This window comes from Paraburkholderia tropica (assembly GCF_914484835.1).
Classification (GTDB): Bacteria; Pseudomonadota; Gammaproteobacteria; order Burkholderiales; family Burkholderiaceae; genus Paraburkholderia; species Paraburkholderia tropica_A.
Window position 1 is genome coordinate 103814 of record NZ_CAJZAR010000090.1, and the last position, 23522, is coordinate 127335.

The following is a 23522-nucleotide window of genomic DNA, read 5'->3' on the forward strand; positions in this document are numbered from 1 at the left end:
TTTGATTTGAAACGAATTGCTTCGTGCCGCCGGCCGTCTTGCGCAGCCGGTCGTGGGCGGCCTGGCAGCCGCCGCCCCGCGTGTCGCGACGCGGGCTCAATGCCGTGATTTTATCGCGAAGCCACTGCAATTCCCGCGCCGATCGCGTAACTGGCATGAAATTGGCGTATCGGAACGTCAGATCGGCGAGAAGATGCAAAAAGAATTGACAGCCCGCGCGCCGCCTCATCTGCGCGCAGACTGCAATTTCGGGGAAAATGCGGGGATTTTGCTGCGATTTAGCGCCTATCCAGCACCTATCTAACGCCGATCTGATACCAATGTGATACCAGTCGGCGCACGCCGGAATTTTTTATTTTTCGCGCTTCGAGACGCGCGCCGGATCGGCCAAAACCGGCAAAAAACCGCCGAAAAGCGCGCAGTCTCGAAAATAAAGCGAAAAAAATCGCGGCGGATTTACAGCACGTCGCCGACGCGAACGATCTTCAGCGTGTTCGTGCCGCCCGGCTGGCCCATCGGCTCGCCGACCGTCAGCACGACCATGTCGCCGCGCGACGCGTAACCCTTGCTGACGACCACTTCGATCGCCTGCTGGAGCGCCGTGTCGCGGTCGCTGCTGGTGTCCAGATGCAGCGGCGTGACGTTACGGTAGAGCGACATCGCGCGCTCGCTGCCCACGCGCGGCGTGAGCGCGAAGATCGGCACATGGGTCCAGTGACGTGACATCCAGAGCGCGGTCGAGCCCGATTCCGTGAGCGCGACGATGGCTTTCGCGCCCAGATGGTAGGCCGTGAACAGCGCGCCCATGGCGATCGACTGGTCGATGCGCGTGAAGGTGCGGTCGAGGAAATCCTTGTCCAGCTCGCTGTGTTCGGACTTCTCGGCTTCCAGACAGATCGCGGCCATCGTTTCGATGGTCTGCACCGGATACTTGCCCGCCGCCGATTCGGCCGAGAGCATCACCGCATCGGTGCCGTCGAGCACGGCGTTGGCGACGTCCGAGACTTCGGCGCGCGTGGGCACCGGCGCGTGGATCATCGACTCCATCATCTGCGTAGCCGTGATCACGAGTTTGTTCGACTCGCGCGCCATGCGGATCATGCGCTTTTGCAGCGCCGGCACCGCGGCGTTACCGACTTCCACGGCCAGGTCGCCGCGCGCGACCATGATGCCGTCCGACGAATCGAGAATCTCCTGCAGCGCCGGAATGGCTTCGGCGCGCTCGATCTTCGCGATCATCTTCGGCTTCACGCCGTAGGGCGCACCCGCGATATTCGCGAGCTGGCGCGCCATTTCCATGTCGGTGGCGTTCTTCGGGAACGACACGGCGACGAAATCCACGGCCAGCGACATCGCCGTGCGGATATCTTCCATGTCCTTCGCCGTCAGCGCGGGCGCCGTGAGGCCGCCGCCCTGGCGGTTGATGCCCTTGTTGTTCGACAGGTCGCCGCCGATCTTCACGATCGTGTGGATCTCGCTGCCGATCACGCGCGCGACATCGAGCACGATCAGGCCGTCGTTGAGCAGCAGCACGTCGCCCGGCTTCAGGTCGCGCGGCAGGTCTTTGTAGTCGAGACCGACACGCTCGTCGTTGCCGAGTTCGCACTCGGCGTCGAGGATGAAGGGCTGACCCGGCTCGAGCGTCGTCTTGCCGTTCTCGAACTTGCCGACGCGAATCTTCGGGCCTTGCAGATCGGCCATGATCGCGACTTCACGGCCGGCCTGACGGGCGCACTCCCGCACGGTTTCGGCACGCTGACGGTGGTCGTCGGCCGTGCCGTGCGAGAAGTTGAGGCGCACCACGTCCAATCCTGCGCGGATCATTTTCAGCAGGATGTCCGGCGTGCTGGAAGCCGGACCGATGGTGGCGACAATCTTGGTGGCGCGATGCATGAGTCTCCTCGTCTGGAAAGGATCGCTGGGAAAACCGTTGCTGCGAGAAGGGCTGGCCGGCTGCGCCGCAGAGGCGGACGCGCCGGAACGCGCACCGGTCATGGCCGGCGTCGCTTTCTTGGAGGACGCCGCTGCCGTCTGGATGACGGTGGCGGCGCGATTCATGTTGGTTTGCCCGGCGGACGTGGCTGTGCGTCCGGCGGGGGAATTCGGTTCGCTCACCGGCGTCGCGCGCGATTCAGCGGTCGGCGCTGACGTCGGTTCAAGAGCGGCATCGGCTGCGGGCGTCGCGCCCGCCCGCACCGTGCCTGCGAGGGGCGTGCCCCCCGCTTTCGTCGGTTTCTGCCTGGCGGCGGCCCCGGTTGCCACGCGCGGCTTCTGCGCGTTGGCACGAGGAAGCTTGTTGGTGGCCTTCCCGGCCGGGGCGCGCGGCGCCATTTAGCCGGCCGCCCGGGTTTCGAGCACTTCCACCGCCGGCAGCTTCTTGCCTTCCAGGAATTCGAGGAAGGCGCCGCCGCCGGTCGAGATATAGCTGACCTTGTCGGCGATGTTGTACTTCGCGATGGCCGCAAGCGTGTCGCCGCCGCCGGCGATCGAGAACGCGCCCGAGCTGGCGATGGCGTCCGCGAGCGTCTTCGTGCCATTGCCGAACTGGTCGAACTCGAACACGCCGACCGGGCCGTTCCAGACGATCGTGCCGGCCTGCGCGAGCTGCGCGGCGAGCGCATTGGCCGTGACCGGGCCGATGTCGAGGATCATGTCGTCGTCGGCGACATCCGCCACGTTCTTCGTTTCGGCCTTGGCCGTCGGCGAGAATTCCTTGGCCGTCACGACGTCGGTCGGGATCGGCACCGAGGCGCCACGGGCGCGCGCGGCGTCGATGATCGCCCTGGCGTCGTCGAGGAGATCGACTTCGGCCAGCGACTTGCCGATCTTCAGGCCCGCGGCCAGCATGAACGTGTTGGCGATGCCGCCGCCGACGATCAGCTGATCGACCTTGTCGGCCAGCGACTTGAGGATGGTGAGCTTGGTCGAGACCTTCGAACCGGCGACGATCGCCACCAGCGGGCGCTTGGGCGCGCCGAGCGCCTTGCCGAGCGCATCGAGTTCGGCGGCCAGCAGCGGGCCGGCGCAGGCGATGCCCGCGTACTTCGCGATGCCGTAGGTGGTCGCTTCGGCGCGGTGCGCGGTGCCGAACGCGTCGTTCACGTAGATATCGCAGAGCTTCGCCATCGTTTGCGACAGCTCGTCCGAATTCTTCTTTTCGCCCTTGTTGACGCGGCAGTTTTCGAGCAGCACGACGTTGCCCGGCTCGACGTTCACGCCGTTTTCAACCCAGTTCGCGACCAGCGGCACGTCGCGGCCGAGCAGTTCGGCCAGACGCTTCGCGACCGGCGCGAGCGAGTCTTCGGGCTTGAATTCGCCTTCGGTCGGGCGGCCCAGGTGGGACGTGACCATGACGGCGGCGCCCGCATCCAGCGCGGCCTTGATGGCCGGCACGGAGGCGCGCACGCGGGTGTCTTCGGTGATGTTGCCGTGGTCGTCCTGCGGCACGTTCAGGTCGGCGCGGATGAACACCCGCTTGCCCTTGAGCTTGCCTTCGGAGATCAGATCGGAAAGACGCAGAACCTTGTTCATGGACATGTCATCTTGATGGTGGGAAGGCGGTGACAAGACGATGCAGGTCCGCGGGCCGCCGAAACGCTGCTTCGGGCAGCCAGGCGGCTAAGGCGCGACGGGCGCGGCGCGGGATCCGCGCGGCTGCCGTCTCCAGGCGCCGCCGCGGGTCGCTTGCTCGGCGCTCGGCGCGAGCCGGCATCGAATTGCGAGATCGGTATTTTAGCCGATAGCCAGGATGATCCGGGACGTGCATCGGCGAATCTCGCGTATTTGGGAGAACGCTGAGCGCGCCGTCATGGCGGACGGGTCCGCGCATTGGCAGAGCACGCAAGGCATCGGCGGATGCTGCGACGCAACATTCGCCGTCGAATGAATTTCTTCGCGCAATATTGTTCGGATCTTTCGCCAATCCCGGCTGAAACCGGGGCGACATCGCGCCGAAAGCCCGTCGCAAGCGCCCGCGGCCGCGCTGGAGGGCGTCAAATGACGTTAAAATAAATCTCTTTGCCTCCCGCCTGCCTCGTGCGCGCGGAGCACGGTGCGCGACACGGTCATCACGCTGGCGCGCGGCATAGGCATAACCGCGATCGAGACGCTGCGATCAGATGGCGATCGGGTTGTGATCGGGTTACAGCCGGCGTGCTTCGACGGGGTTTCCGGCAAGAACGAGAATTACGCGCACGGGCTCGCGCAGGTCTGACGGTTTCGCGCCAGATCCCCACGAACCCGCGCCCCCACTGCTACACAGAGAATCATCCTCATGAGCGAACTCAAGGAAATGCCGCTGGTCGAGCTGAAAGCCAAGGACCTGCCGGCCTATTGCCCGAATCCGTCGATGCCGCGCTGGAGCAATCATCCGCGCGTCTTTATCGACGTCACGCATGGCGAAGCGAAGTGCCCGTATTGCAGCACGCGCTACAAGCTGAAGGACGGCGAGGTCGTGCACGGCCACTGAGGCCGGCGCATTCTGGCGGCGCTGACGCGGCTCGGGCCGCGTTCGCCTTGACGCACGCGGCCGACGTTTGGGATTCCTCGCGGTTTTGCCGCGGCATCCCTCGGCGACCTCCGCGCGGCTTCATCGCGATTGGCCCGGCGATCCGGCACCGCTCGCCGCCAGCCCCCGTCTTATCGCACAATGAAGCCTGACCGCCCCGCGCGCCCTTGCGGCGTGCCCAGGCGTGCCGGCGTTCACACTCATCGACGCGCTCGACGCGTCGTTTTTTTAACCGCGCTACGCGCGCCTGGCCTGTTTGCCGATTTCGATCCGCACGGCCCGCGCTCGCAGCCTTTGTAATTCCTGGACCCTGACTCCCGATGCGCCGCGCGCTGGTAATCGCACCGAACTGGATCGGTGACGCACTGATGGCGCAGCCGCTTTTTTCGCGGCTCGTAAAACTGCATCCGCGCATTCAGATCGATGCGCTTGCGCCTACCTGGGTTGCGCCCGTTCTCGAGCGCATGCCCGAGATCCGCGACGTCTACGCCACCGACCTCGCCCACGGCAAGCTGCAACTGCTGCGCCGCTGGCAGCTCGCGGGCGATCTGCGCGCCGAGCGCTACGACGCCGTCTATGTGCTGCCGAATTCGCTCAAATCCGCGCTGATCCCGTGGCTCGCCAGCATTCCGCTGCGCATCGGCTACACGGGCGAGAGCCGCTATGGCCTGCTGAACGTGCGCCACGCGAATCCGCCCAAGGACACGCGTCCGCCGATGGTCAAGCACTACGCGGCGCTCGCCTACGCGCCCGGCGCGAATCCGCCCGACGACCTGCCGCTGCCGCGTCTGGAGTCGGATCCGAACGAAGCCTCGCGGGTCTCCGCGCGCTTCAATCTGGATACGCGCGTGCCGCTGCTGGTGTTCTGCCCCGGCGCGGAATTCGGCCCCGCCAAGCGCTGGCCGCCCGAGCATTTCGCGGCGCTCGCGCGCATGGTGGGCCAGTCGTTCCCGTACACGCAGATCATCGCGCTCGGGTCGCCCAAGGACTCGCCGCTCGCCCAGGCGATCGCCGACCAGGCGCCGAATGTCCGCAATCTGTGCGGCCAGACGGCGCTCGGCGAGGCCTGCGCGCTGATCTCGCGCGCGAGCGCCGTGGTCACCAACGATTCGGGTCTGATGCACGTGGCCGCCGCGCTGCGCCGCCCGCTGGTGGCGATCTACGGTTCGACGGATCCGCGCCACACGCCGCCCTTGTCCGAGCTTGCAAAGGTACAATGGCTGCATCTCGATTGCAGCCCCTGCTTTGCGCGCGAGTGTCCGCTCGGGCATCTGAACTGCCTGCGCGAACTGAGCCCCGAACAGGTCTTCGACGATTTGCGCGGCATGCTGGTCGCCCAGCGCTGAACGCCGTACCGCGCGCCGCGTTCGCCACCTGCGCAACGCGAGCGCGTGTGTGCGGCACGCCACCGACGCCGCGCCCTGCCGGCGCGCCCAATTCAGGTATCGCGCCGGCGCAGCGCGTCACAGGCCTGCCTCGCGAGGGCCGCATGCTCGCGGCTGCGACACGAAACGGCGCGCGCGGCGCGTCGAAGCCAACGCCAACCCGCGCGTGAAGCGCATCAGATCAACGAGCCATGCCACGTTTTGCCCACATCTTCGAAGCCGCCGCGGACACTCTCAACGCCTACTATCAGGCCGTCGCTGAGGTCAACATCGACGCGTTGATGGGCCTGTGGATCGACGAGGAATTCGTCAGCTGCATCACCGCCGAGGGCGCGCATCTGCACGGTCTGCCGGACATCCGCGCGGGCCTCGCGACGGAGCTCGAAGCCGCGCCGGTGTCGATCGAACCGCTCGACATCCGCGTCTACGACAGCCTGGGCACGGTGGTCTACGCGATCGTGGAAGCACATCGGCCGGTCGATCCGAATGCGATCCCGGCGATGGTCTTCACGACCTACGTGATGGTTCATGAACGCGGCGAGTGGCGCATCGCGCACATTCACGCGAGCCGTATGCCCGACGACGCCGCCAGCCAGTTCTCCGCGAAACTGCGCCACGGCCAGGGCGCGCTGCACTGACGCGGACAGGCCGGGACAGGCCAGGACAGCCTGGTGGCGCGGTGGATTGAGTTGGGCGTGGTTGAAGCGAAGCGGATCACCCACGCGAAGCAACGCGCGGCTTGAACGACAACCGGCGTCACGACCGGCAGGTCAGCCAGATAAACAGACAAAAGCAGCAAAGAAGCGGCAAAGAAGCGACGAAAGAAAGCAGCAGTCGAAAGAAGGGGAAGGCCATGAGCACGACCGGCGATGAAGCGGCGAACTACGACGCGGCCAGCAAGGCGGCCGTCACAGCCCTTGACGGCATGTCGGACGCGCGCGGTGCGCCCGGCTCCTTTCCCTCCAGTTACCGTGCGCCGTTCTGGCTCGCGGGCCCGCATATCGAAACCATCATCCCCGCGCTGTTCTCGCGCCTGCCCACGCCGGCTTATCGGCGCGAGCGCTGGGACACGCCCGACGGCGACTTCATCGAACTCGACTGGTTCGACGCGCCCGCCGACGCCCGCGCCAACGCCCCGCTTTTCGTGCTGTTCCACGGCCTCGAAGGCGGCTCCGGCTCGCATTACGCGCGCGCGCTCGCGGCCGAGGCCCACGCGCTCGGCTGGCACGCCGTGATCCCGCATTTTCGCAGCTGCAGCGGGCCGATGAACCTGCTGCCGCGCTTCTACCATCTCGCCGACGCCGCCGAAGTCGACTGGGTCCTGCGCCGCCTCGCCGCGCGCCACACGGGACCGCTCGTGGCGGCGGGCGTCTCGCTCGGCGGCAACGTGCTGCTGCACTGGCTCGCCCAGCAGCGCGAGGACGCGCGGCGCGTCGTTCGCGCGGCCGCCGCGATCTCCGCGCCGCTCGATGTGCACGCGGGCGGCAAGATGCTCGCGAGCGGCTTCGGCCTCATCTACACGCGCAGCTTCCTCAAGACGCTCAAGGTGAAATCGCTGCAGAAGCTCGACCAGTTTCCGGGCCTGTTCGATGCCGATGCCGTGCTCGCCTGCCGCAACATGTACGAATTCGACAACGTGGTCACCGCGCCGCTGCACGGCTTTCGCGACGCGCACGACTACTGGACCCAGGCGACGGTGCGCCCGAAGCTCGGCGAAATCACCGTGCCGACGCTGCTGCTCAACGCGCGCAACGACCCGTTCCTGCCCGGCCACGTGCTGCCCGCGCGCCACGAGGTCAGCGACGCCGTCGAACTCGAACAGCCCGAACGCGGCGGCCACGTCGGCTTCATGACGGGGCCGTTTCCCGGCCGCAGCGAGTGGCTCGCGCAGCGCGTGACCGGCTATCTCTCGCCGTTTCTGCCAACCTCGCCGTCAATCTCGCAGTCAGGCTCCCGCATTTATGGATGACATCGTCAAACAGGCGCTCGCGCGCTGGCCCAACGTTCCCAGCTGCACCGGCTGGCTGCGCCTCGATGCGCGCGGCCACTGGCGTCTGCGCGACGAGGCCGATCAGGCCGCCGGCGCGCCCGGCACGCCGATCCGCCACGAAGCGCTGATCGCCTTCATCAACCGCAATTACGAGCGCGACGACCAGGGCCAGTGGTTCTTCCAGAACGGCCCGCAATGCGTCTACGTCGAGCTCGAATACGCGCCGTGGGTCGTGCGCCTCGCGAATGTGCCCAGCGCGGATGGCGTGGATGGCGCACTCACGCTCACCGATCACACCGGCCATGCGTTCGAGCCGGTGGCGGCGTTCATCGACGAAAGCGGCAGCGTGCTGTTCGCCGATGCGGGCGGCCTGGGCCACGTGCCGCGCGTGGCGCTGCTGCACGATCACGATCTCGGCCTGTTCGCCGAACACGCGACGCTCGCCGACGACGGCCAGAGCGGCACCTTCCACTGGCGCGCCGATGCGCCGCTGCCGCTGCAAACCCTCGCGCGCGCCGACGTGCCGTCGCGCTTCGCCTTCGTGCCCAGTCCCGAGCACGCGGAAAAAGCCGCGAAGGCCACAAACACCGCGCGCTAAGCCCGGGCGCTCAGATCTTGCTGTCCTTCTCCTCCGCCCGCTCCTGCTTGTAGCGCGCCTCGAAGTCGTGCAGGCGCGCGTCGATCGTCGACAGATCGTAGAAGCCCACCGATTTCATGTCGCGCGCCTCCTTCAGCTGCCGGATCGCCGATGGCCACGCGCCGTCGAGCGCGAACTTCTCGGCCAGCGCGCGGCGCTGCGTCAGCGCATCGCCACAGCCCGCGCTCGCCTGCGCGAGGTACTGCCACCACGCGGGCTGACGCGGCTCGCCTTGCGTTGCGTCGCGCGCGAGCGTCTGCGCTTCCTTGAATCGCCGCGCCGCGAGCAGCGCCTGGAGCAAGCCGTCGGTGGCCGCGTGCGACGCGGGCCATGCGGCATGGGCGTCCTGCGCGAGGCGGATCGCGTCGTCGGCGCGGCCCGCGCGGCGCGCGATCTCGGCGGCGAGCACGTCGAGACTCGGCGTGCTGCGCGATTTGGCGGATGTCTTGCCGCCAGCCGCGGTGACATTCCCCGAGCGAGTCGTCGCGCCAGTCGTCGCGCGAGTCGCCGAGCCGCTCACCAAACTACTCGCCCGGCCACGCTCGCCATCGTCGGCGGCCTCGAAGCGGGCGAACGCCGCGCGCGCCGTGGCGAGAGACTGGGCCGCATCGTCGTAGTTTTCCAGCAGCGACTGCGCGACCGCGATCCCGTACCAGTTCGCGGCCACGTTGAGCGCCGTACGGTCGTCGATTTCGGCACGCAGACGCGTGATTTCATCGAGATACTCGTGACGCGAGCGGTTCTGCAGCACGCGCACGCGCGCCCGCACGAAACCGTATTCGGGCGCCTGGTGCGGCTGACGATAGGCCGCGCGGCGCGCGCGCTCCTGCATGTCGGCGATGCGCTCGCCGGTCAGCGGATGGGTGCGCGCGTAGGCGGGCACGCCCGCGTCGCCCATCGACCCGCGTTCGAGCCGCTCGAAGAACGCCACCATGCCCCACGGGTCGTAGCCCGCGCCCGCGAGCAGCTGAAAACCGACGCGGTCCGCCTCGTGCTCGGCCGCGCGCGAAAAACGCAACTGGCTGTCGACGGCGTAGGCCTGGCCGCCGAGCGCGATCGCGCTGCCGAGGTCGCCGCTATGCGCGAGCACGCCCGCGAGAATGCCGAGCAGCACGCCCGCGAGCGCCGCGTAGCCGCTGTGCTCGCTCTGCGTGAGCATGCGCGCGATGTGCCGCTGCAACACGTGCCCCATCTCGTGGCCGAGCACGGAAGCCAGCTCGGACTCGGTCTGCGTCGCGATGATCAAGCCCGAGTTCACGCCGATGAAACCGCCCGGCAGCGAGAACGCGTTGATCTGGTAATCGCGCATCGCGAAGATCTCGAAGTCGGGCCGATAGGCGCCGATGAACTGCGCCGACGCCGACGCCGCGAGCCGCTCCGCGACCGCGTTCAGATAGTCGAGCACCAGCCAGTCGCCGATGTAGTCGGGGTCGCGCCGGATGTCGCGCATGACGCGCAGGCCGACGCGCCGCTCGGCTTGCGGCGTGAGCGTGCCGCCCGAGCCGTCGCCGAGGTCAGGCAATTGCGGCACCCAGGCGCTCGCGCGCGCACCGGAACCGCCGTAGACGCCCGCGCCCAGCGGATGCGCGGATTCGACTTCGCCCAGACGCGACTGCGCGCCGCCGTAGGTGCCGAAGACGCCTTGCGCGATGGAGGCCGGCAAGGCGACGTCGCCGACCTCGTCGAGCGGGCCGTTGACGAGCGCCGGCGCGTTGGGCGCGAGCGTGACGTTGCTTAAGGCGTGCGATGTCGATGGCGAGGATGCGCCCGAAGCGTTGGCAGCAAGGGAAGTACCGGCGGGCGTGGTGGACGTGGCGGGCGCGGTGGAACGCGCGAGATCGGCTGCGCGCAGATCGAGCACGGCGGCGGGAGGCGGCGCGTTTGTCGCGTTCGCCACGCTTGTCGTGTTTGCCGTGTTCGTCGCCGACGCTTGCGCACCCGACGCCGACACCTGCGGCGGGACCGCAAGCGAGACGCACAACCAGACAGCAAGGAGCCGTTTCAGGGGCATCGATGTCGGGAACGCAGAGCAAGTCGAGCAAATCGCAAAGCGGACGCTGGCGCGGCAGCCAGCCACGCGCCGATTGTAGCCCGGCAGTCGCCCGGCACGGCGCGCGATCCCGCCCTCGAAGCCGCTTTCATGGTGGCGCATCATGCTGCGCCCGCGCTGCTAAGATAGGCGCCCTTCTCGCGCGCACGTCTGCGTGCGCGACTGAGTTTGCGTTTTAGCGCACATTATCGGCAAGCCGCGTCGGCGCACGTCGTCGGCGCCATTCAGCCAGGAGCCCACCATGCCCGAACTCACGCATTTCGACGCCGCAGGCGACGCACACATGGTCGACGTCGGCGGCAAGGCCGAAACCCAACGCATCGCCGTGGCCAGCGGCACGATCCGCATGCTGCCCGCGACGTTCGCACTCGTGCGCGACGGCAACGCCAAAAAGGGCGACGTGATCGGCGTTGCGCGCATCGCCGCGATCCAGGGTGCGAAGCGCACTGCCGATCTGATTCCGCTGTGCCATCCGCTCGCGATCACGCGCGTCAAGGTGGATTTCGCGCTCGACGAGACGCTGCCCGGCGTGCACTGCACGGCGCAGGTCGAAACCTTCGGCCGCACCGGCGTGGAAATGGAAGCGCTGACCGCCGTTCAGGTCGGTCTGCTGACGGTCTACGACATGTGCAAGGCCGTCGATCGCGGCATGACGATCACCGATGTGCGCGTAATGGAGAAGCACGGCGGCAAGTCGGGGGATTGGGTCGCGGAACCGCTGACGCGCTGATCCGCTGATCCGCCGATTCACGCGGAACCTGTTTGGCGCGGGCCAAAGCCGAAGCCAAAGCCATAGCGCACAAATCCGCACGAAAAAAAACGGCGAACCTCGGTTCGCCGTTTTTCACTCCCGCTGTCGATCCAGTCGATTAATCGTCCGAATCGTCGTCATCCTCTTCGGCGGACGCCGGCGGCTTGCCGTACTTCTTCAGCAGATCGGCCTTGAAGCCGTCGAGCGTGGGCTCGTTCTCGCAGAGGCTGTAGAGCGCCGCGAGCTGCGTCGGCCAGTCGTGCAGTTCCTGCGCGAAAATCTTCAGGCGCTCGACCGTGTCGAACGCGCCTTCCGTATTGCCGTCGAGCGCCTGCAGCACCGCATAGCGGCGCAGCACCGTTTCGCCCGGCAGCAGCGCAATCGCGCGCTGATGCGCGGCGAGCTTGGCGGGCAGATTGGCGGCGTTCATCGGCATCAGCGTGGCCATGCCGTAGTCGCCCCACGCGCTGAACAGCAACGACGGTTCATCGGCGTATTGCTGCGCCGGATGCGAGCCGTAGTAAAGCACTTCGGCGCGGTTGTAGTCGCGCATCACCGGCCACAGCGACGCGATACCGCCGAACACCACCACTGCGTACACGCCCATCACGAGCGTCGGCGGCACGATGCGCAGCCGCTTCGTGTCGAACAGGCCGAACACGAACATCGCGGGCAGCAGGAAGAACATGTACTGCTGCGGATATTCGACGAGCGCGTGCATGACGAGCGCGCCGATCAGCATGAAGCCGAAGATGCGCTCCGGCGTATGCGGCGCGAGCAGCGAGCGCACGAACCACGCGAGCAGCCCGATCACGACGATCCCGCAGCCGACCACGCCGGTCTTGGCCAGCAGGTCGATGAAGATATCGTGCGAGTTGTTGGCGATCTCGACGCCGCCGAGCGTGCGCGCGAGTTCGAACTGGTGGATCGGGAAATCGCCCCAGCCCACGCCCAGCAGCGGATGCGCCTTGAACATCGCAAGACCGTAGTGCCACAGCGCGAGGCGCGGCGCGATCTGGCTCGCGTCCTTCATGCGGTCGGCGGCCGACTGGTCGAGCTGAAGCTGATAGTGCACGTTGGCCCAGCGCACGAACGCGTTCATGCCGAAGAAGATCACCGCCAGCACCACCGGCACGATCCACGCGCGCGCCCCGCCCTTCATGCTCGCCGCGCCGTCTTCGGCGCGCACGCCGCGCGACGCCGACAATGCCATCCAGAGCCCCGCCACGACGATCACCGCCATCTGCAGCCACGGTCCGCGCGACACGGTGAGCGCGAGGCCGCCCGCATAGATCGCCGACAGCACGCCCCAGAGCAGCACGTTCAGACGGCGCGTCTGCACGAGATAGAGCGCCGCCGCCATCGCGAAGGCGATGTAGGTGGCGAGGTGGTTCGCCTGCGCCATATTGCCGAACGGCCGGCGCTGGAACTGCACGTTATAGGCGACGACGAGCGGCGTGACCTTGGTTTCCAGATGCAGCAACTGGATGACCTGGCAGAACACCGAAAACAGGCCGCCGATCACGAGCGCCCACGAACCCCACACCACGGCGGTGCGCACGAGCCCGACGCGGGCGATGCCGTAACCGGCGAGCACGGCCATCAAGGCCGCCAGCAGATAACCGGCGCCGAGCCAGTTCATCGACGGCTGCGCGACGTGCAGCACCGCGGTCTGCACGACGAGCAGCAAGCCGAAGCCGAACGGCACCAGCGCGACCGCGGGCACTGCAAAGTCGACGACAGGCCGCGCGGAGCGCACCAGCATCCAGACGCCCGCGCCCACCAGCAGGTAGAGCGCCAGCGCGGTGAATTCGGCGTAGAACGTCGGGATCGGATAGGTGTGGTTGACGACCGCATAAGGCAGCGTCAACGCAAGAGCCAGCAAGACGAACGTAAGGTAGCGCGCAAATGGAGAAGGCATGGGGATCGGGGGCGTCAGCAACGGCGCACTATACAAAACTTTTCCGTCCCTGTGCGGGCGGCGGCGAAGCAAATGCCGCCCGCACACTCGCCAGCTTCCGTTCAGTTGCCGCTCAGCTGCCGTTTTTGCGCGGGCTTGGTGCATTTTGTTCATGCGCCTCGCTCGCGCATCGGGCTCAGGCGCGCTGCTCACGTGAAGGGCTCACATCATAGCCTCACCGGCGCACGCCTCACGCGCGGCACTCCGGCGGCGCGAGCTTGGCGGGCAGCGTGGCCGCATCGGCCGGCGCCGGCCCCGCACCCGGCGCGCCGAGCGACGAAGCCGTCTTGCCGCCCGCGAAGCATTCCCACGTGAGCGTGCCGCCCTGCACCGCGCCCTGCGCGAGCGCGACGCGCGCGGTAGGCGCATCGGCGTTGTCCGGCACCGATGGCACGAGCACGAGCGTGTTGCTGCCCTCGGGCGCGATACGCGCGGTGAAGCTCACGGTGATCTGCCCGGTTGCGTCGTCCACGAGCACCGACGTCACGTTGCGCGTGCCCGGCGGCGCGCTGTAGCCCGCGTCGAAGGCATTGCCGCTCGCGGCGTTCTCCGCCACCGCGAGGCGCGCCGAGGCGGCGAGCGCCAGGCCCTCGCCCACGCGGCTGCGCGCGAGATAGTCCTGATAGGCAGGAATGGCATAGGCCGCGATCACGCCGACGATCGCGAGCACGATCATCAGCTCGATGAGGGTGAAGCCGCGCGCGGCGCATGCGCGCACGAAGCGGACAAAGCGTAGAACATGCGCGAACCGCGCGACCGGGGCGAATCGATGTGCGGCCAGCGCGTTGCGCGCGAAGGCCGTCGAGGCAAGCAGGGAAACGATCATCGTCAGGGCTCCTGAAACGGGAAACGCCTGCCACCGGAGGGTGAGCAGGCGTTTCGATCGTATTGGCGAGCGCTCGCGCGCGGCAGTCGGCCGGATGGCTTAGGCGCGGCGCTGTCGGCGTGTGCCGTCAGACTCAGCGCGCCCTATCCTGCGCGTGCCGGCATTCAGGCGCTCAATGCGAGCCCTGCGCGCGCCGCGCGTTGCGGCGTCTGAGCAGATGGCCGGCCAGCACCACGAACACCGCGCCCGCCACGCACATGCCGTATTCGGCGACCGGCGTATCGAGCAGCGGCCAGCGGTCGCCGGCGGGATCGTTGATGATCAGGCCGCCCGCGATCCAGCCGAGCAGCGCCGCGCCCAGCGTGACGATCACCGGATAGCGGTCGAGCAGTTTCAGCACGAGCTGGCTGCCCCAGACAATCAGCGGAATGCTGACCATCAGCCCGAAGATCACGAGCGCGATGCGATGACGCGGATCGGCGGCCTCGGCCGCGCCCGCGATGGCCACGACGTTGTCGAGGCTCATCACCGCATCGGCGACGATGATGGTCTTGATCGCGCCCAGCAGCTTGTCCGAGGGCTTCACGTCGGCGTGTTCGAGATGCGACGGCGCGAGCAGGCGCACGCCGATCCACAGCAGCAACAGCCCGCCCGTGAACTTGAGCAGCGGCACGTTGAGCAGCACGACGGCGAACGCGATCAGCACGACGCGCAGCGCGATCGCGCCCACGGTGCCCCACAGGATGCCGCGCAGGCGCTGCTGCGCCGGCAGATCGCGGCAGGCCAGCGCGATCACGACGGCGTTGTCGCCACCGAGCAGAATGTCGATGACGATGATCTGGATGACAGCGCCCCAGTGGAGCGTCGCGAAGAACTCGAGCATGAATGCGGGAAGTTAGGCTGCGCGCGCGGAAAAAACGCGCGCCAAATAAAAAAGCGAGGCTGCCATGACTGGCTCCCTCGCTTTTGTTCGGAAACCTCGTGAAAGGATTCCGCAAGCATAGCAAAAAACGCCGACGCCCCGCGCATACGTGATGCGCGCGGCGCCGCGCTATCTGCAAATTACAGCACCGACTTCAGCAGACGGCCCATTTCCGACGGGTTGCGCGTGACCTTGATGCCGCACGCGTCCATGATTTCCAGCTTCGCTTCGGCCGTATCCGCACCGCCCGAGATCAGCGCGCCGGCGTGGCCCATGCGCTTGCCCGGAGGCGCCGTGACGCCCGCGATGAAGCCGACGACCGGCTTCTTCATGTTGCCCTTGATCCACTCGGCTGCCGTGGCTTCGTCCGGGCCGCCGATTTCGCCGATCATGATCACGGCGTCCGTATCCGGATCGTCGTTGAACATCTTCATGACGTCGATGTGCTTCAGACCGTTGATCGGGTCGCCGCCGATACCGACTGCCGACGACTGGCCGAGGCCGAGTGCCGTCAGCTGGGCAACCGCTTCGTACGTCAGCGTGCCCGAACGCGACACGACGCCGATGCGGCCCTTGCCGTGGATGTGACCCGGCATGATGCCGATCTTCAGCTCGTCCGGCGTGATCGTGCCGGGGCAGTTCGGGCCGAGGAGCAGCGTCTTGCGGCCTTCGCGGCGCATACGGTCCTTGACTTCGATCATGTCGCGGACGGGGATGCCTTCCGTGATGCAGATCGCGAGATCGAGGTCGGCCTCGACGGCTTCCCAGATCGCTGCGGCTGCGCCTGCGGGCGGCACGTAGATGACCGACACGGTCGCGCCGGTCGCTTCCTTCGCATCACGCACGTTCGCGTAGATAGGAATGCCTTCGAAGTCTTCGCCGGCCTTCTTCGGGTTCACGCCCGCGACGAATGCTTCGCGGCCGTTGGCGTATTCACGGCAGGCGCGGGTGTGGAACTGACCGGTCTTGCCGGTGATGCCCTGCGTGATGACCTTGGTGTCTTTGTTGATCAGAATCGACATGTATTGACCTCTGTTCGCTTGGCGCGCTGCGTCGCGTCTTCCGCACGGATGCGGAATTCGCGCCGTCACGCACGCCATTCGTATCCGGTGAAAATTACTTGCCTTCGGCAGCCGCGACGACCTTCTGCGCAGCCTCTTCCATGCTGTCCGCCGAGATGATCGGCAGGCCCGAATCGGCCAGCATCTTCTTGCCGAGGTCCTCGTTCGTGCCCTTCATGCGCACGACGAGCGGCACCTTCAGGTCAACGGCCTTCGACGCAGCGATCACGCCTTCCGCGATCACGTCGCAGCGCATGATGCCGCCGAAGATGTTCACGAGGATCGCCTTCAGGCCCGGATTCGTCAGCATGAGCTTGAACGCTTCCGTGACCTTCTCGGTCGTCGCGCCGCCGCCCACGTCGAGGAAGTTCGCCGGTTCGCCGCCGAACAGCTTGATGGTGTCCATCGTGGCCATTGCGAGGCCCGCGCCGTTCACCAGACAGCCGATGTTGCCGTCGAGCGAGATGTACGCGAGGTCGAACTTCGACGCTTCGATTTCAGCGGGATCTTCTTCGTCCAGATCGCGGTACGCGACGATTTCCGGGTGACGGAACAGCGCGTTCGAGTCGAAGTTGAACTTCGCGTCGAGTGCGGTGACCGTGCCGTTGCTCGACACGTTCAGCGGGTTGATTTCCGCCAGCGACGCGTCGGTTTCCCAGAATGCCTTGTACAGGCCTTGCAGGATCACGCGAGCTTGCGGAATCGAAGCAGCCGGCACGCCGATCTTCGCGGCGAGGTCGTCGGCTTGCGCGTCGAGCAGGCCCGTGTTCGGATCGACGATGACCTTATGGATCAGCTCGGGATGCTTTTCAGCGACTTCCTCGATGTCCATGCCGCCTTCACTCGAACCCATCAGCACGATCTTTTGCGAGACGCGGTCGACGACGAGGCTGACATACAGTTCCTGCTTGATGTCGGCGCCTTCTTCGATCAGCAGACGGTTCACCTTCTGGCCTTCCGGGCCAGTCTGGTGCGTGACCAGTTGCATGCCGAGGATCTGGTTCGCGTATTCGCGCACTTGATCCAGCGTCTTGGCAACCTTCACACCGCCACCCTTGCCGCGGCCGCCCGCGTGAATCTGGGCCTTGACGACCCACACCGGACCGCCCAGCTCTTCAGCGGCCTTGACCGCGTCATCCACCGAGAAAACCGGCGTGCCGCGCGGTACCGCGACACCGAATTTCCGGAGGATTTCCTTACCCTGGTACTCGTGAATCTTCATGCGTGATTCCCTTCAGTCTGAGAGTTGGAGTGAACTTCGTTTCCGCTGTTGTTATTCATGCGCGACGGCGTCGGCCTTGCCCTCTCGGCCCGGGCCCAGGTCTTCGCGCACGCTGGCGACATCCGCGCCACGCTCTTTCGAACGCGGCACGTGTCCGTACCAGCGCGGATAAAACTGCTTGACCGTCTCGCCGTCGAACCGCAGCGCGTGGCAGCGGCCGAGCTGGAAAGGCGGTTTCTCGCCGGCGGCTTCGCCGTCGGCGGTCTTGCCGAATTCCGGTCCTGACGCTTCGCCCGGAGAACCGCTAGACGAATCCCACACTGCTCCGACAAACGCCTGGATAGCGGCCGTCGGCAACACGCCCAACATTTCGGTGAGGTGCGTGCAGCCAGCCGTGCCGGCGAGGAGCCGGCCCGCTTCGCGGCGAAAGTTCTGGAGGAGATTGAGCCCGATAAGGGCCCGATAGGCGGGATTGGCGTTCTGGCACTGACCGTCGTAAGGCACCCAGTCGGACGACGCGTGAGCGTCGACGACGTTGAGCTTGCGATCGATCGTGATGCGGAGCCAGAGTTCATGGATCGGCAAACCGTTGGGCCGGATACCCGATGCGAGCGGCACGTCACGTGGCTTATGGTCAGTCAGGCACGCGTCGATGTCCCACAGGCCGTCCTCGCGCTCATAGGCGACCGCCCTGATCGCGCGCTGATGACGCAACTGACGGGGCGCTGGCGGGGGAAGCGGCATGCGTTGGTAAGACCGGATTGGAAAACTTCCCGAGTTTAGCATACCGGGTATTTGAGACAGCACCGATCTCGCCAGCCCTATGCGCTCCGGTTATTAAGCTATTTTTGAGCCAAGTGGATCAAATTTACAGATTTTCCGACTACTCGCCGTCGAAGCCGTCTTCGTAGCTGTCTTCGATGCCTTTGAGAATCTTGCCGATGATCGACATCGAAAAACCGCGCGCGGCAAGAAAACGCGCCTGACGCGCGCGCTCGGCGGGCGTCTCGGGCAACTGGCCGTACTTCTTCTTCCAGACGGCGAGGGCGCGCGTAAGTTCCGTCTCGCGCAACTGCGTGCTCACTTCCTCGATGAGCGCTTCGCCCACCGCATGACGTTTGAGTTCGCTGACGATGCGCCCTGCTCCAACGCGCGCAGCGCGGCGGTAGACGACGCTTTCGGCGAAGCGCGCGTCGGAGAGCCAGCCGTCGCGTTCGAGCGTGTCGAGTAAAGCCTCTAGTTCATCGGCGTTGTCGGTGAACGCCATGAGCTTGCGCGAGAGTTCCGCGCGGCTGTACTCGCGGCGCGAGAGGTAGCCGAGCGCGCGGCCCTTGAGCGAGCGCTCGGGACGTTGCCGGTTCGCGGATGCCGCGTTGGCCTTGCGCGCCGCGCGCATCGTCGACGTGCGTTCGTAACCGTCGCCGCCGTCTTCGATCGCTTTTTCGGCGGCGCGCGCCATGTCGTGCGCGTCGAACGATTCGTACTCGTCGAAATCGTCGCGTCGGCTGGACGGGCGGGCGAAGGACTGCGTGGCGGGAGGCGGCGCGCGGCGCGATTCGGATGGACGCGCGCGAGCAGGCGCGCGTGGCGATTCGCGGTTGGCGGCGGTCGATGCCGGCGTTGGCGAAGACGATGATGCTGCGGCGCTGTTGGTGCCGGCGTCGCTGCGGGTACTTGCGTCGCCGGTATCGCTGGCGTCGCTGGCGAGATCGGCTGACGCGTCGAAGAACGCCTCGAACGGCACTTCGAACACGGCACCGCCTTCGTCGTCGAGATCGGGCGTGGAGGATTGGGGCAAAAGCTGAGGCTCGGAATGCACAAAGCCGCGATCGCCCGAATGGGCGTCGCGGCTTTGCGAGGTAGTACCAGATGAAACTCGGGCCGAACGCCGGGGCGAAACCCCGGACTGATCAGAAGCAGCAGCGTCTGATGCGGCGGCAGAAGCAGCGGATGCGCCGCCGGGAAAAGCAGAGCGCCGATTCACGCCCCGCGCCCCGCTGCGGGCTTCACGCAGAATCTCCGCCTCGCTCGAAGTCGAGGACGAAGCCTTCGCGGCCTCAGGCGGCACTGAGACGAACCCACGCTTGCGCATCACAGTCGTGCCACCTCGTGCCACCCTTCTCGGGCCCGATTCAGAACTTATTCTTCGTCTGCGATTTCGACTTCGCCGGTGTCGGCGACACCGTCCGGCATGACGTTCACGCCGAGCGATTCGCGGATGCGGTTTTCGATTTCGCGGGCGATGTCTGCGTTTTCGCGCAGGAATTCGCGTGCGTTGTCCTTGCCCTGGCCAATGCGTTCGCCGTTATAGCTGTACCACGCACCTGCCTTGTCGACGATCTTGGCCTGCACGCCCAGGTCGATGATTTCGCCCTGACGCGAGATGCCTTCGCCGTAGAGGATGTCGAACACGGCTTCGCGGAACGGCGGCGAGACCTTGTTCTTGACGACCTTCACGCGCGTTTCGCTGCCGATGACTTCGTCGTTCTTCTTGATCGAACCGATACGGCGAATGTCCAGACGCACCGACGAGTAGAACTTCAGCGCGTTACCACCCGTGGTGGTTTCCGGGTTGCCGAACATCACGCCGATCTTCATACGAATCTGGTTAATGAAGATCACCATGCAGTTCGTCTTCTTGATCGTGCCGGTGAGCTTGCGCAGCGCCTGCGACATCAGACGTGCCTGCAGACCCGGCAGCGAGTCGCCCATTTCGCCTTCGATTTCAGCCTTCGGCACCAGTGCCGCGACCGAGTCGATCACGATCATGTCGATCGAGCCCGAGCGCACCAGCGCGTCGGTGATTTCGAGCGCCTGCTCGCCCGTGTCCGGCTGCGAAATGAGCAGTTCCGGCACGTTCACGCCGAGCTTGGACGCGTACTGCACGTCGAGCGCGTGTTCCGCGTCGATGAACGCCGCCGTGCCGCCGAGCTTTTGCAGCTCCGCGATCACCTGCAGCGTGAGCGTGGTCTTACCCGACGATTCAGGACCGTAGATTTCGACCACGCGGCCGCGCGGCAGGCCGCCGACGCCGAGCGCGATGTCGAGACCGAGCGAGCCGGTGGACACCACCTGAATGTTTTCGACCGCATCGCCGTCGCCGAGTCGCATGATCGACCCTTTGCCGAACTGCTTTTCGATCTGCGCGAGCGCGGCAGCCAGCGCCTTGCCCTTTTCAGCAGTCAGCCCAGCCGAGCCTTTCTTGCTATCTTCCATGAATCGTCCTTTGCTATGATGAACGGCGTCTCGTGACGATGCGGGCGTGCTTTTGCACACACACGCATGAACGCAGACACTGTATAAAAAAACAGTGGTTTTGGCAAGCGCGTTTTTCGCACGCTTTTTCGTACGCGCCCGCCAGAACCGCGAATTTTTCGGGAGACCGCCGCGCGCCGCCCGCCCTACGTGCGGTATGGCGCAGGCGCGACGAGGCCTGACTCGACGTCGATCGGCTCAAAGCCAGAGTCACAGTCCGCCTCGAAGGCGACGCAGGCGCATCATGCGAATTCTCATTGCCGAAGACGACAGCATACTCGCGGACGGTCTGGTCCGATCACTCCGCCAATCGGGCTATGCCGTCGATCACGTGCCCACCGGCGTGGACGCCGATACAGCCTTGTCGATGCAGTCGTTCGACCTGCTGATCCTCGACCTCGGCCTGCCCAGAATGACGGGCCTCGAAGTGCTGCGCCGCTTGCGCGCGCGCAACTCCAACCTCCCCGTGCTGATCCTCACCGCCGCCGACAGCGTCGACGAACGCGTGAAAGGACTCGACCTCGGCGCCGACGACTACATGGCCAAGCCCTTCGCGCTCAACGAGCTCGAAGCGCGCGTGCGCGCGCTCACGCGGCGCGGCGCGGGCGGCGGCCCGACCGTCGTGCGCCACGGCGCGCTCGCGTTCGACCAGGTCGGGCGCGTCGCGCACATCAACGAGCAGGTGCTCGATCTGTCGGCGCGCGAACTCGGCGTGCTCGAAGTGCTGCTGCAGCGGATCGGGCGGCTCGTCTCGAAGGAGCAGCTCGTCGATCACCTGTGCGAATGGGGCGAGGAAGTCAGCAACAACGCCATCGAGGTCTATGTGCACCGCCTGCGCAAGAAGCTCGAAGCGGGCGGCGTGCGCATCGTGACCGTGCGCGGCCTCGGCTACTGCCTCGAAAAGGAAGCGAACGGCGCGAAGGACGCCGGGGCCGCCAGCACGACGGGCATGAGCGGCACAAGCAGCACGAGCGGCGCAACGGGCACAGGCAGCGCCGCGCCCGCGATGCCCGCCAGCCACTACTACAAGTAAGCGGGCACGATCATGGCCGGGCCCGCGCGCTCCGCGTCCGCCGACGGCACGCCGCCGGGCGTCCCGCCACACGCCGCGGCCGCCGCCAACGACGACACACTCGACGACGACGACGACGCGCGCGACGCCCGCTACGCCAATCCGTTCGCCCCGCCCGACGAGGCCGAAGCCGCCGACAAGCGTCCGCGCTCGCTGTTCGGCGAGATCCTCGACTGGATGCTCGCGCCGCTGCTGCTGCTCTGGCCGATGAGCATCGCGGTGACCTATCTGGTCGCGAAGTCGATCGCCAACGGGCCGTTCGACCGCGCGCTCGAAACCGACGCCTACGTGCTCGCGCGCCAGATCCATCCGGTCAACGGCGTGGCCGAACTCTCGCTGCCCGACTCCACGCGCGACTTCCTGCGTGCCGATAACGTCGACAGCGTCTATTACCAGGTGCTCGGCACGCGCGGCGAACTGGTGGGCGGCGACCGCGACATGCCGCTGCCGCACGACGACGACCGCCCGCCGCCCGGCGTGGTCGAATTCCGCGACGACACGCTGCACGGCACCGACATCCGCGTGGCCTATACGACGGTCGAGCCCGCGCATCTGGGCGGCGCGCAGCCCGTGCTCGTACAGGTGGCCGAAACGCTCGACAAGCGCCGCGCGCTCGCCAACGACATCATCAAGGGCGTGATCCTGCCGCAGTTCGTGATCCTGCCGCTCGCGATCCTGCTGGTCTGGTTCGGGCTCTCGCGCGGCCTCGCGCCGCTGCACGCGCTGCAGTCGAACATGCGCATGCGCCGCCCCGACGATCTCTCGCCGCTCGAAGCGCGCCGCGCGCCGCCCGAGATCGAGCCGCTCGTGACCTCGTTCAACGACCTGCTCACGCGCCTCGAACAGAACATGCAGCTGCAAAAGCGCTTTATCGCCGACGCCGCGCATCAGATGAAAACGCCGCTCGCGGGCCTGCGCACGCAAGCCGAACTCGCGCTGCGCCACGACGCGCCCGCCGAGGTGCACCGCTCGCTCGAACAGATCGCGACGAGTTCGGAGCACGCCGCGCGGCTCGTCACGCAATTGCTGGCGCTCGCGCGCGCCGAAAACCGCATGACGGGGCAGATCTTCCAGCCCGTCGATATCGCCGAGGTGGCGCGGCTCGCGGTGCGCGACTGGGTGCAGCCGGCGCTCGCCAAGCGCATGGATCTGGGCTACGAAGGCCCCGACAATCCCGGCGCGGACGATCACGACCATGACATCGACAACACGCCCGTGCTCGTCGACGGCAATCCGGTGATGCTGCGCGAAATGCTCTCGAACCTGATCGACAACGCGATCCGCTACACGCCCGCGGGCGGGCGCATCACCGTGCGCGTGCGGCCCGAGCCCACGGCGCGCGCCGTGCATCTGGAGGTAGAGGACACGGGCATCGGCATTCCGGCGGCCGAGCGCGAGCGCGTGCTCGAACGCTTCTACCGCATCCTCGGGCGCGACGGCGACGGCAGCGGCCTCGGCCTCGCGATCGTGCGCGAGATCGTGACGATGCACGGCGGCGCGCTCGCCATCGACGACAACGTCTATCAGGACGCGCCGCGCCTCGCGGGGACGCTGGTGCGCGTGACGCTCGCGATGCGCGGCGCGGGTTGAGCGACGGGTTTTAGCGACAACTTCACGGCGATTACGTCGCTGAAACTGACGGCATCAGGTGAAGTCCTGGGCGTCAGGCGGGATGGGACTTTCCCTTAGCGGCACGTCGCCAGCCAATTCAAGCCAAACCAAATTGGCAAATTTAAACAGACGTTGCGAGTCAATTAATAAATTTTGCGCGACGTTAATGAGCAGAAACCCGCACATCGCCACGCTGCGACAGCCCGTCTACTCGTCAGAACCCCGTAAGTTTCCGTTCGAATAATGCATCGCAGGACCGCCGCGACCGGTTTG

General features: G+C 66.5%; 22 protein-coding genes. 11 read left to right on the forward strand and 11 right to left on the reverse strand.

The features are described 5' to 3' along the window. The first annotated feature begins 16 nt into the window (after positions 1-16). Positions 17-304, forward strand: coding sequence for a hypothetical protein (locus tag LDO54_RS33690; protein WP_224016452.1), 288 nt, complete (start codon positions 17-19; stop codon positions 302-304). Between the two features lie 152 nt (positions 305-456). On the opposite strand, the gene pyk is transcribed toward LDO54_RS33690, so the two are convergent. Further along, the gene (gene pyk / locus LDO54_RS33695) at positions 457-1893 is read right to left on the reverse strand and encodes a pyruvate kinase (protein ID WP_224016454.1); all 1437 of its coding nucleotides are present in this window, start codon (positions 1891-1893) and stop codon (positions 457-459) included. Here pyk and LDO54_RS33700 point away from each other — a divergent pair. Further along, positions 1892-2335 carry a hypothetical protein gene (locus tag LDO54_RS33700; RefSeq protein ID WP_224016458.1) on the forward strand — a complete coding sequence of 148 codons (444 nt, stop codon included), beginning with the start codon at positions 1892-1894 and terminating at the stop codon, positions 2333-2335. The two genes, pyk and LDO54_RS33700, sit on opposite strands and share 2 nt — an antisense overlap. Here LDO54_RS33700 and LDO54_RS33705 read toward each other — a convergent pair. Further along, positions 2332-3531 (reverse strand): phosphoglycerate kinase, encoded by a 1200-nt coding sequence (locus LDO54_RS33705; RefSeq protein WP_224016461.1) that lies wholly within the window; start codon positions 3529-3531, stop codon positions 2332-2334. The two genes, LDO54_RS33700 and LDO54_RS33705, sit on opposite strands and share 4 nt — an antisense overlap. A gap of 520 nt (positions 3532-4051) precedes the next feature. Between LDO54_RS33705 and LDO54_RS33710 the strand changes: the two genes are divergently transcribed. From LDO54_RS33710 to LDO54_RS33735, 6 genes are all read left to right on the forward strand, one after another. Continuing rightward, a complete protein-coding gene (locus LDO54_RS33710; RefSeq protein WP_224016463.1) occupies positions 4052-4213 on the forward strand; it encodes a hypothetical protein in 162 nt (53 codons plus the stop codon). 60 nt (positions 4214-4273) lie between these two features. After that, positions 4274-4468 (forward strand): zinc-finger domain-containing protein, encoded by a 195-nt coding sequence (locus LDO54_RS33715; RefSeq protein ID WP_224016465.1) that lies wholly within the window; start codon positions 4274-4276, stop codon positions 4466-4468. A 359-nt stretch (positions 4469-4827) separates the two neighbouring features. Then, the gene (waaF, locus tag LDO54_RS33720; RefSeq protein WP_224016467.1) at positions 4828-5853 is read left to right on the forward strand and encodes a lipopolysaccharide heptosyltransferase II; all 1026 of its coding nucleotides are present in this window, start codon (positions 4828-4830) and stop codon (positions 5851-5853) included. A 230-nt stretch (positions 5854-6083) separates the two neighbouring features. Then, positions 6084-6530, forward strand: coding sequence for a nuclear transport factor 2 family protein (locus LDO54_RS33725; protein ID WP_224016470.1), 447 nt, complete (start codon positions 6084-6086; stop codon positions 6528-6530). A gap of 215 nt (positions 6531-6745) precedes the next feature. Then, positions 6746-7861, forward strand: a complete 1116-nt coding sequence (locus LDO54_RS33730) for a YheT family hydrolase (protein ID WP_436975744.1) — start codon at positions 6746-6748, stop codon at positions 7859-7861. Continuing rightward, a complete protein-coding gene (locus LDO54_RS33735) occupies positions 7854-8480 on the forward strand; it encodes a DUF2946 family protein (protein ID WP_224016472.1) in 627 nt (208 codons plus the stop codon). Before LDO54_RS33730 ends, LDO54_RS33735 begins: the two co-directional genes overlap by 8 nt. Before the next feature lie 10 nt (positions 8481-8490). Here LDO54_RS33735 and LDO54_RS33740 read toward each other — a convergent pair whose 3' ends face one another. Continuing rightward, on the reverse strand, positions 8491-10530 hold the full coding sequence (locus LDO54_RS33740; RefSeq protein ID WP_436975745.1) for a M48 family metalloprotease: 2040 nt from the start codon (positions 10528-10530) through the stop codon (positions 8491-8493). Positions 10531-10810: 280 nt separating this feature from the next. On the opposite strand from LDO54_RS33740, the gene moaC reads away from it, so the two are divergent. Further along, a complete protein-coding gene (gene moaC / locus LDO54_RS33745; RefSeq protein WP_224016474.1) occupies positions 10811-11299 on the forward strand; it encodes a cyclic pyranopterin monophosphate synthase MoaC in 489 nt (162 codons plus the stop codon). Positions 11300-11438: 139 nt separating this feature from the next. Here the strand turns inward: moaC and LDO54_RS33750 are convergent, their stop codons facing one another. The 8 genes from LDO54_RS33750 to recA all read right to left on the reverse strand — a co-directional run bounded on the left by LDO54_RS33750 (position 11439) and on the right by recA (position 20527). Further along, a complete protein-coding gene (locus LDO54_RS33750) occupies positions 11439-13241 on the reverse strand; it encodes a PglL family O-oligosaccharyltransferase (RefSeq protein ID WP_224016476.1) in 1803 nt (600 codons plus the stop codon). 229 nt (positions 13242-13470) lie between these two features. Next, on the reverse strand, positions 13471-14106 hold the full coding sequence (locus tag LDO54_RS33755; RefSeq protein WP_224016478.1) for a pilin: 636 nt from the start codon (positions 14104-14106) through the stop codon (positions 13471-13473). Between the two features lie 172 nt (positions 14107-14278). Beyond that, on the reverse strand, positions 14279-14989 hold the full coding sequence (locus tag LDO54_RS33760) for a TerC family protein (RefSeq protein ID WP_224016480.1): 711 nt from the start codon (positions 14987-14989) through the stop codon (positions 14279-14281). A gap of 179 nt (positions 14990-15168) precedes the next feature. Beyond that, a complete protein-coding gene (gene sucD / locus LDO54_RS33765) occupies positions 15169-16050 on the reverse strand; it encodes a succinate--CoA ligase subunit alpha (protein WP_224016483.1) in 882 nt (293 codons plus the stop codon). Positions 16051-16144: 94 nt separating this feature from the next. Further along, positions 16145-17311 (reverse strand): ADP-forming succinate--CoA ligase subunit beta, encoded by a 1167-nt coding sequence (gene sucC, locus LDO54_RS33770; protein ID WP_224016485.1) that lies wholly within the window; start codon positions 17309-17311, stop codon positions 16145-16147. A gap of 51 nt (positions 17312-17362) precedes the next feature. Further along, positions 17363-18055 carry a DUF2889 domain-containing protein gene (locus LDO54_RS33775; RefSeq protein WP_224016487.1) on the reverse strand — a complete coding sequence of 231 codons (693 nt, stop codon included), beginning with the start codon at positions 18053-18055 and terminating at the stop codon, positions 17363-17365. Positions 18056-18194: 139 nt separating this feature from the next. Further along, entirely contained in the window at positions 18195-19109 is a 915-nt protein-coding gene (gene recX, locus LDO54_RS33780) for a recombination regulator RecX (RefSeq protein WP_224016490.1), read from the reverse strand. Positions 19110-19450: 341 nt separating this feature from the next. After that, positions 19451-20527 carry a recombinase RecA gene (recA, locus tag LDO54_RS33785; RefSeq protein WP_224016492.1) on the reverse strand — a complete coding sequence of 359 codons (1077 nt, stop codon included), beginning with the start codon at positions 20525-20527 and terminating at the stop codon, positions 19451-19453. A 283-nt stretch (positions 20528-20810) separates the two neighbouring features. On the opposite strand from recA, the gene LDO54_RS33790 reads away from it, so the two are divergent. After that, a complete protein-coding gene (locus tag LDO54_RS33790) occupies positions 20811-21599 on the forward strand; it encodes a response regulator transcription factor (RefSeq protein ID WP_224016494.1) in 789 nt (262 codons plus the stop codon). A 12-nt stretch (positions 21600-21611) separates the two neighbouring features. Then, entirely contained in the window at positions 21612-23228 is a 1617-nt protein-coding gene (locus LDO54_RS33795; RefSeq protein ID WP_224016496.1) for a sensor histidine kinase, read from the forward strand. Positions 23229-23522 lie beyond the last annotated feature (294 nt).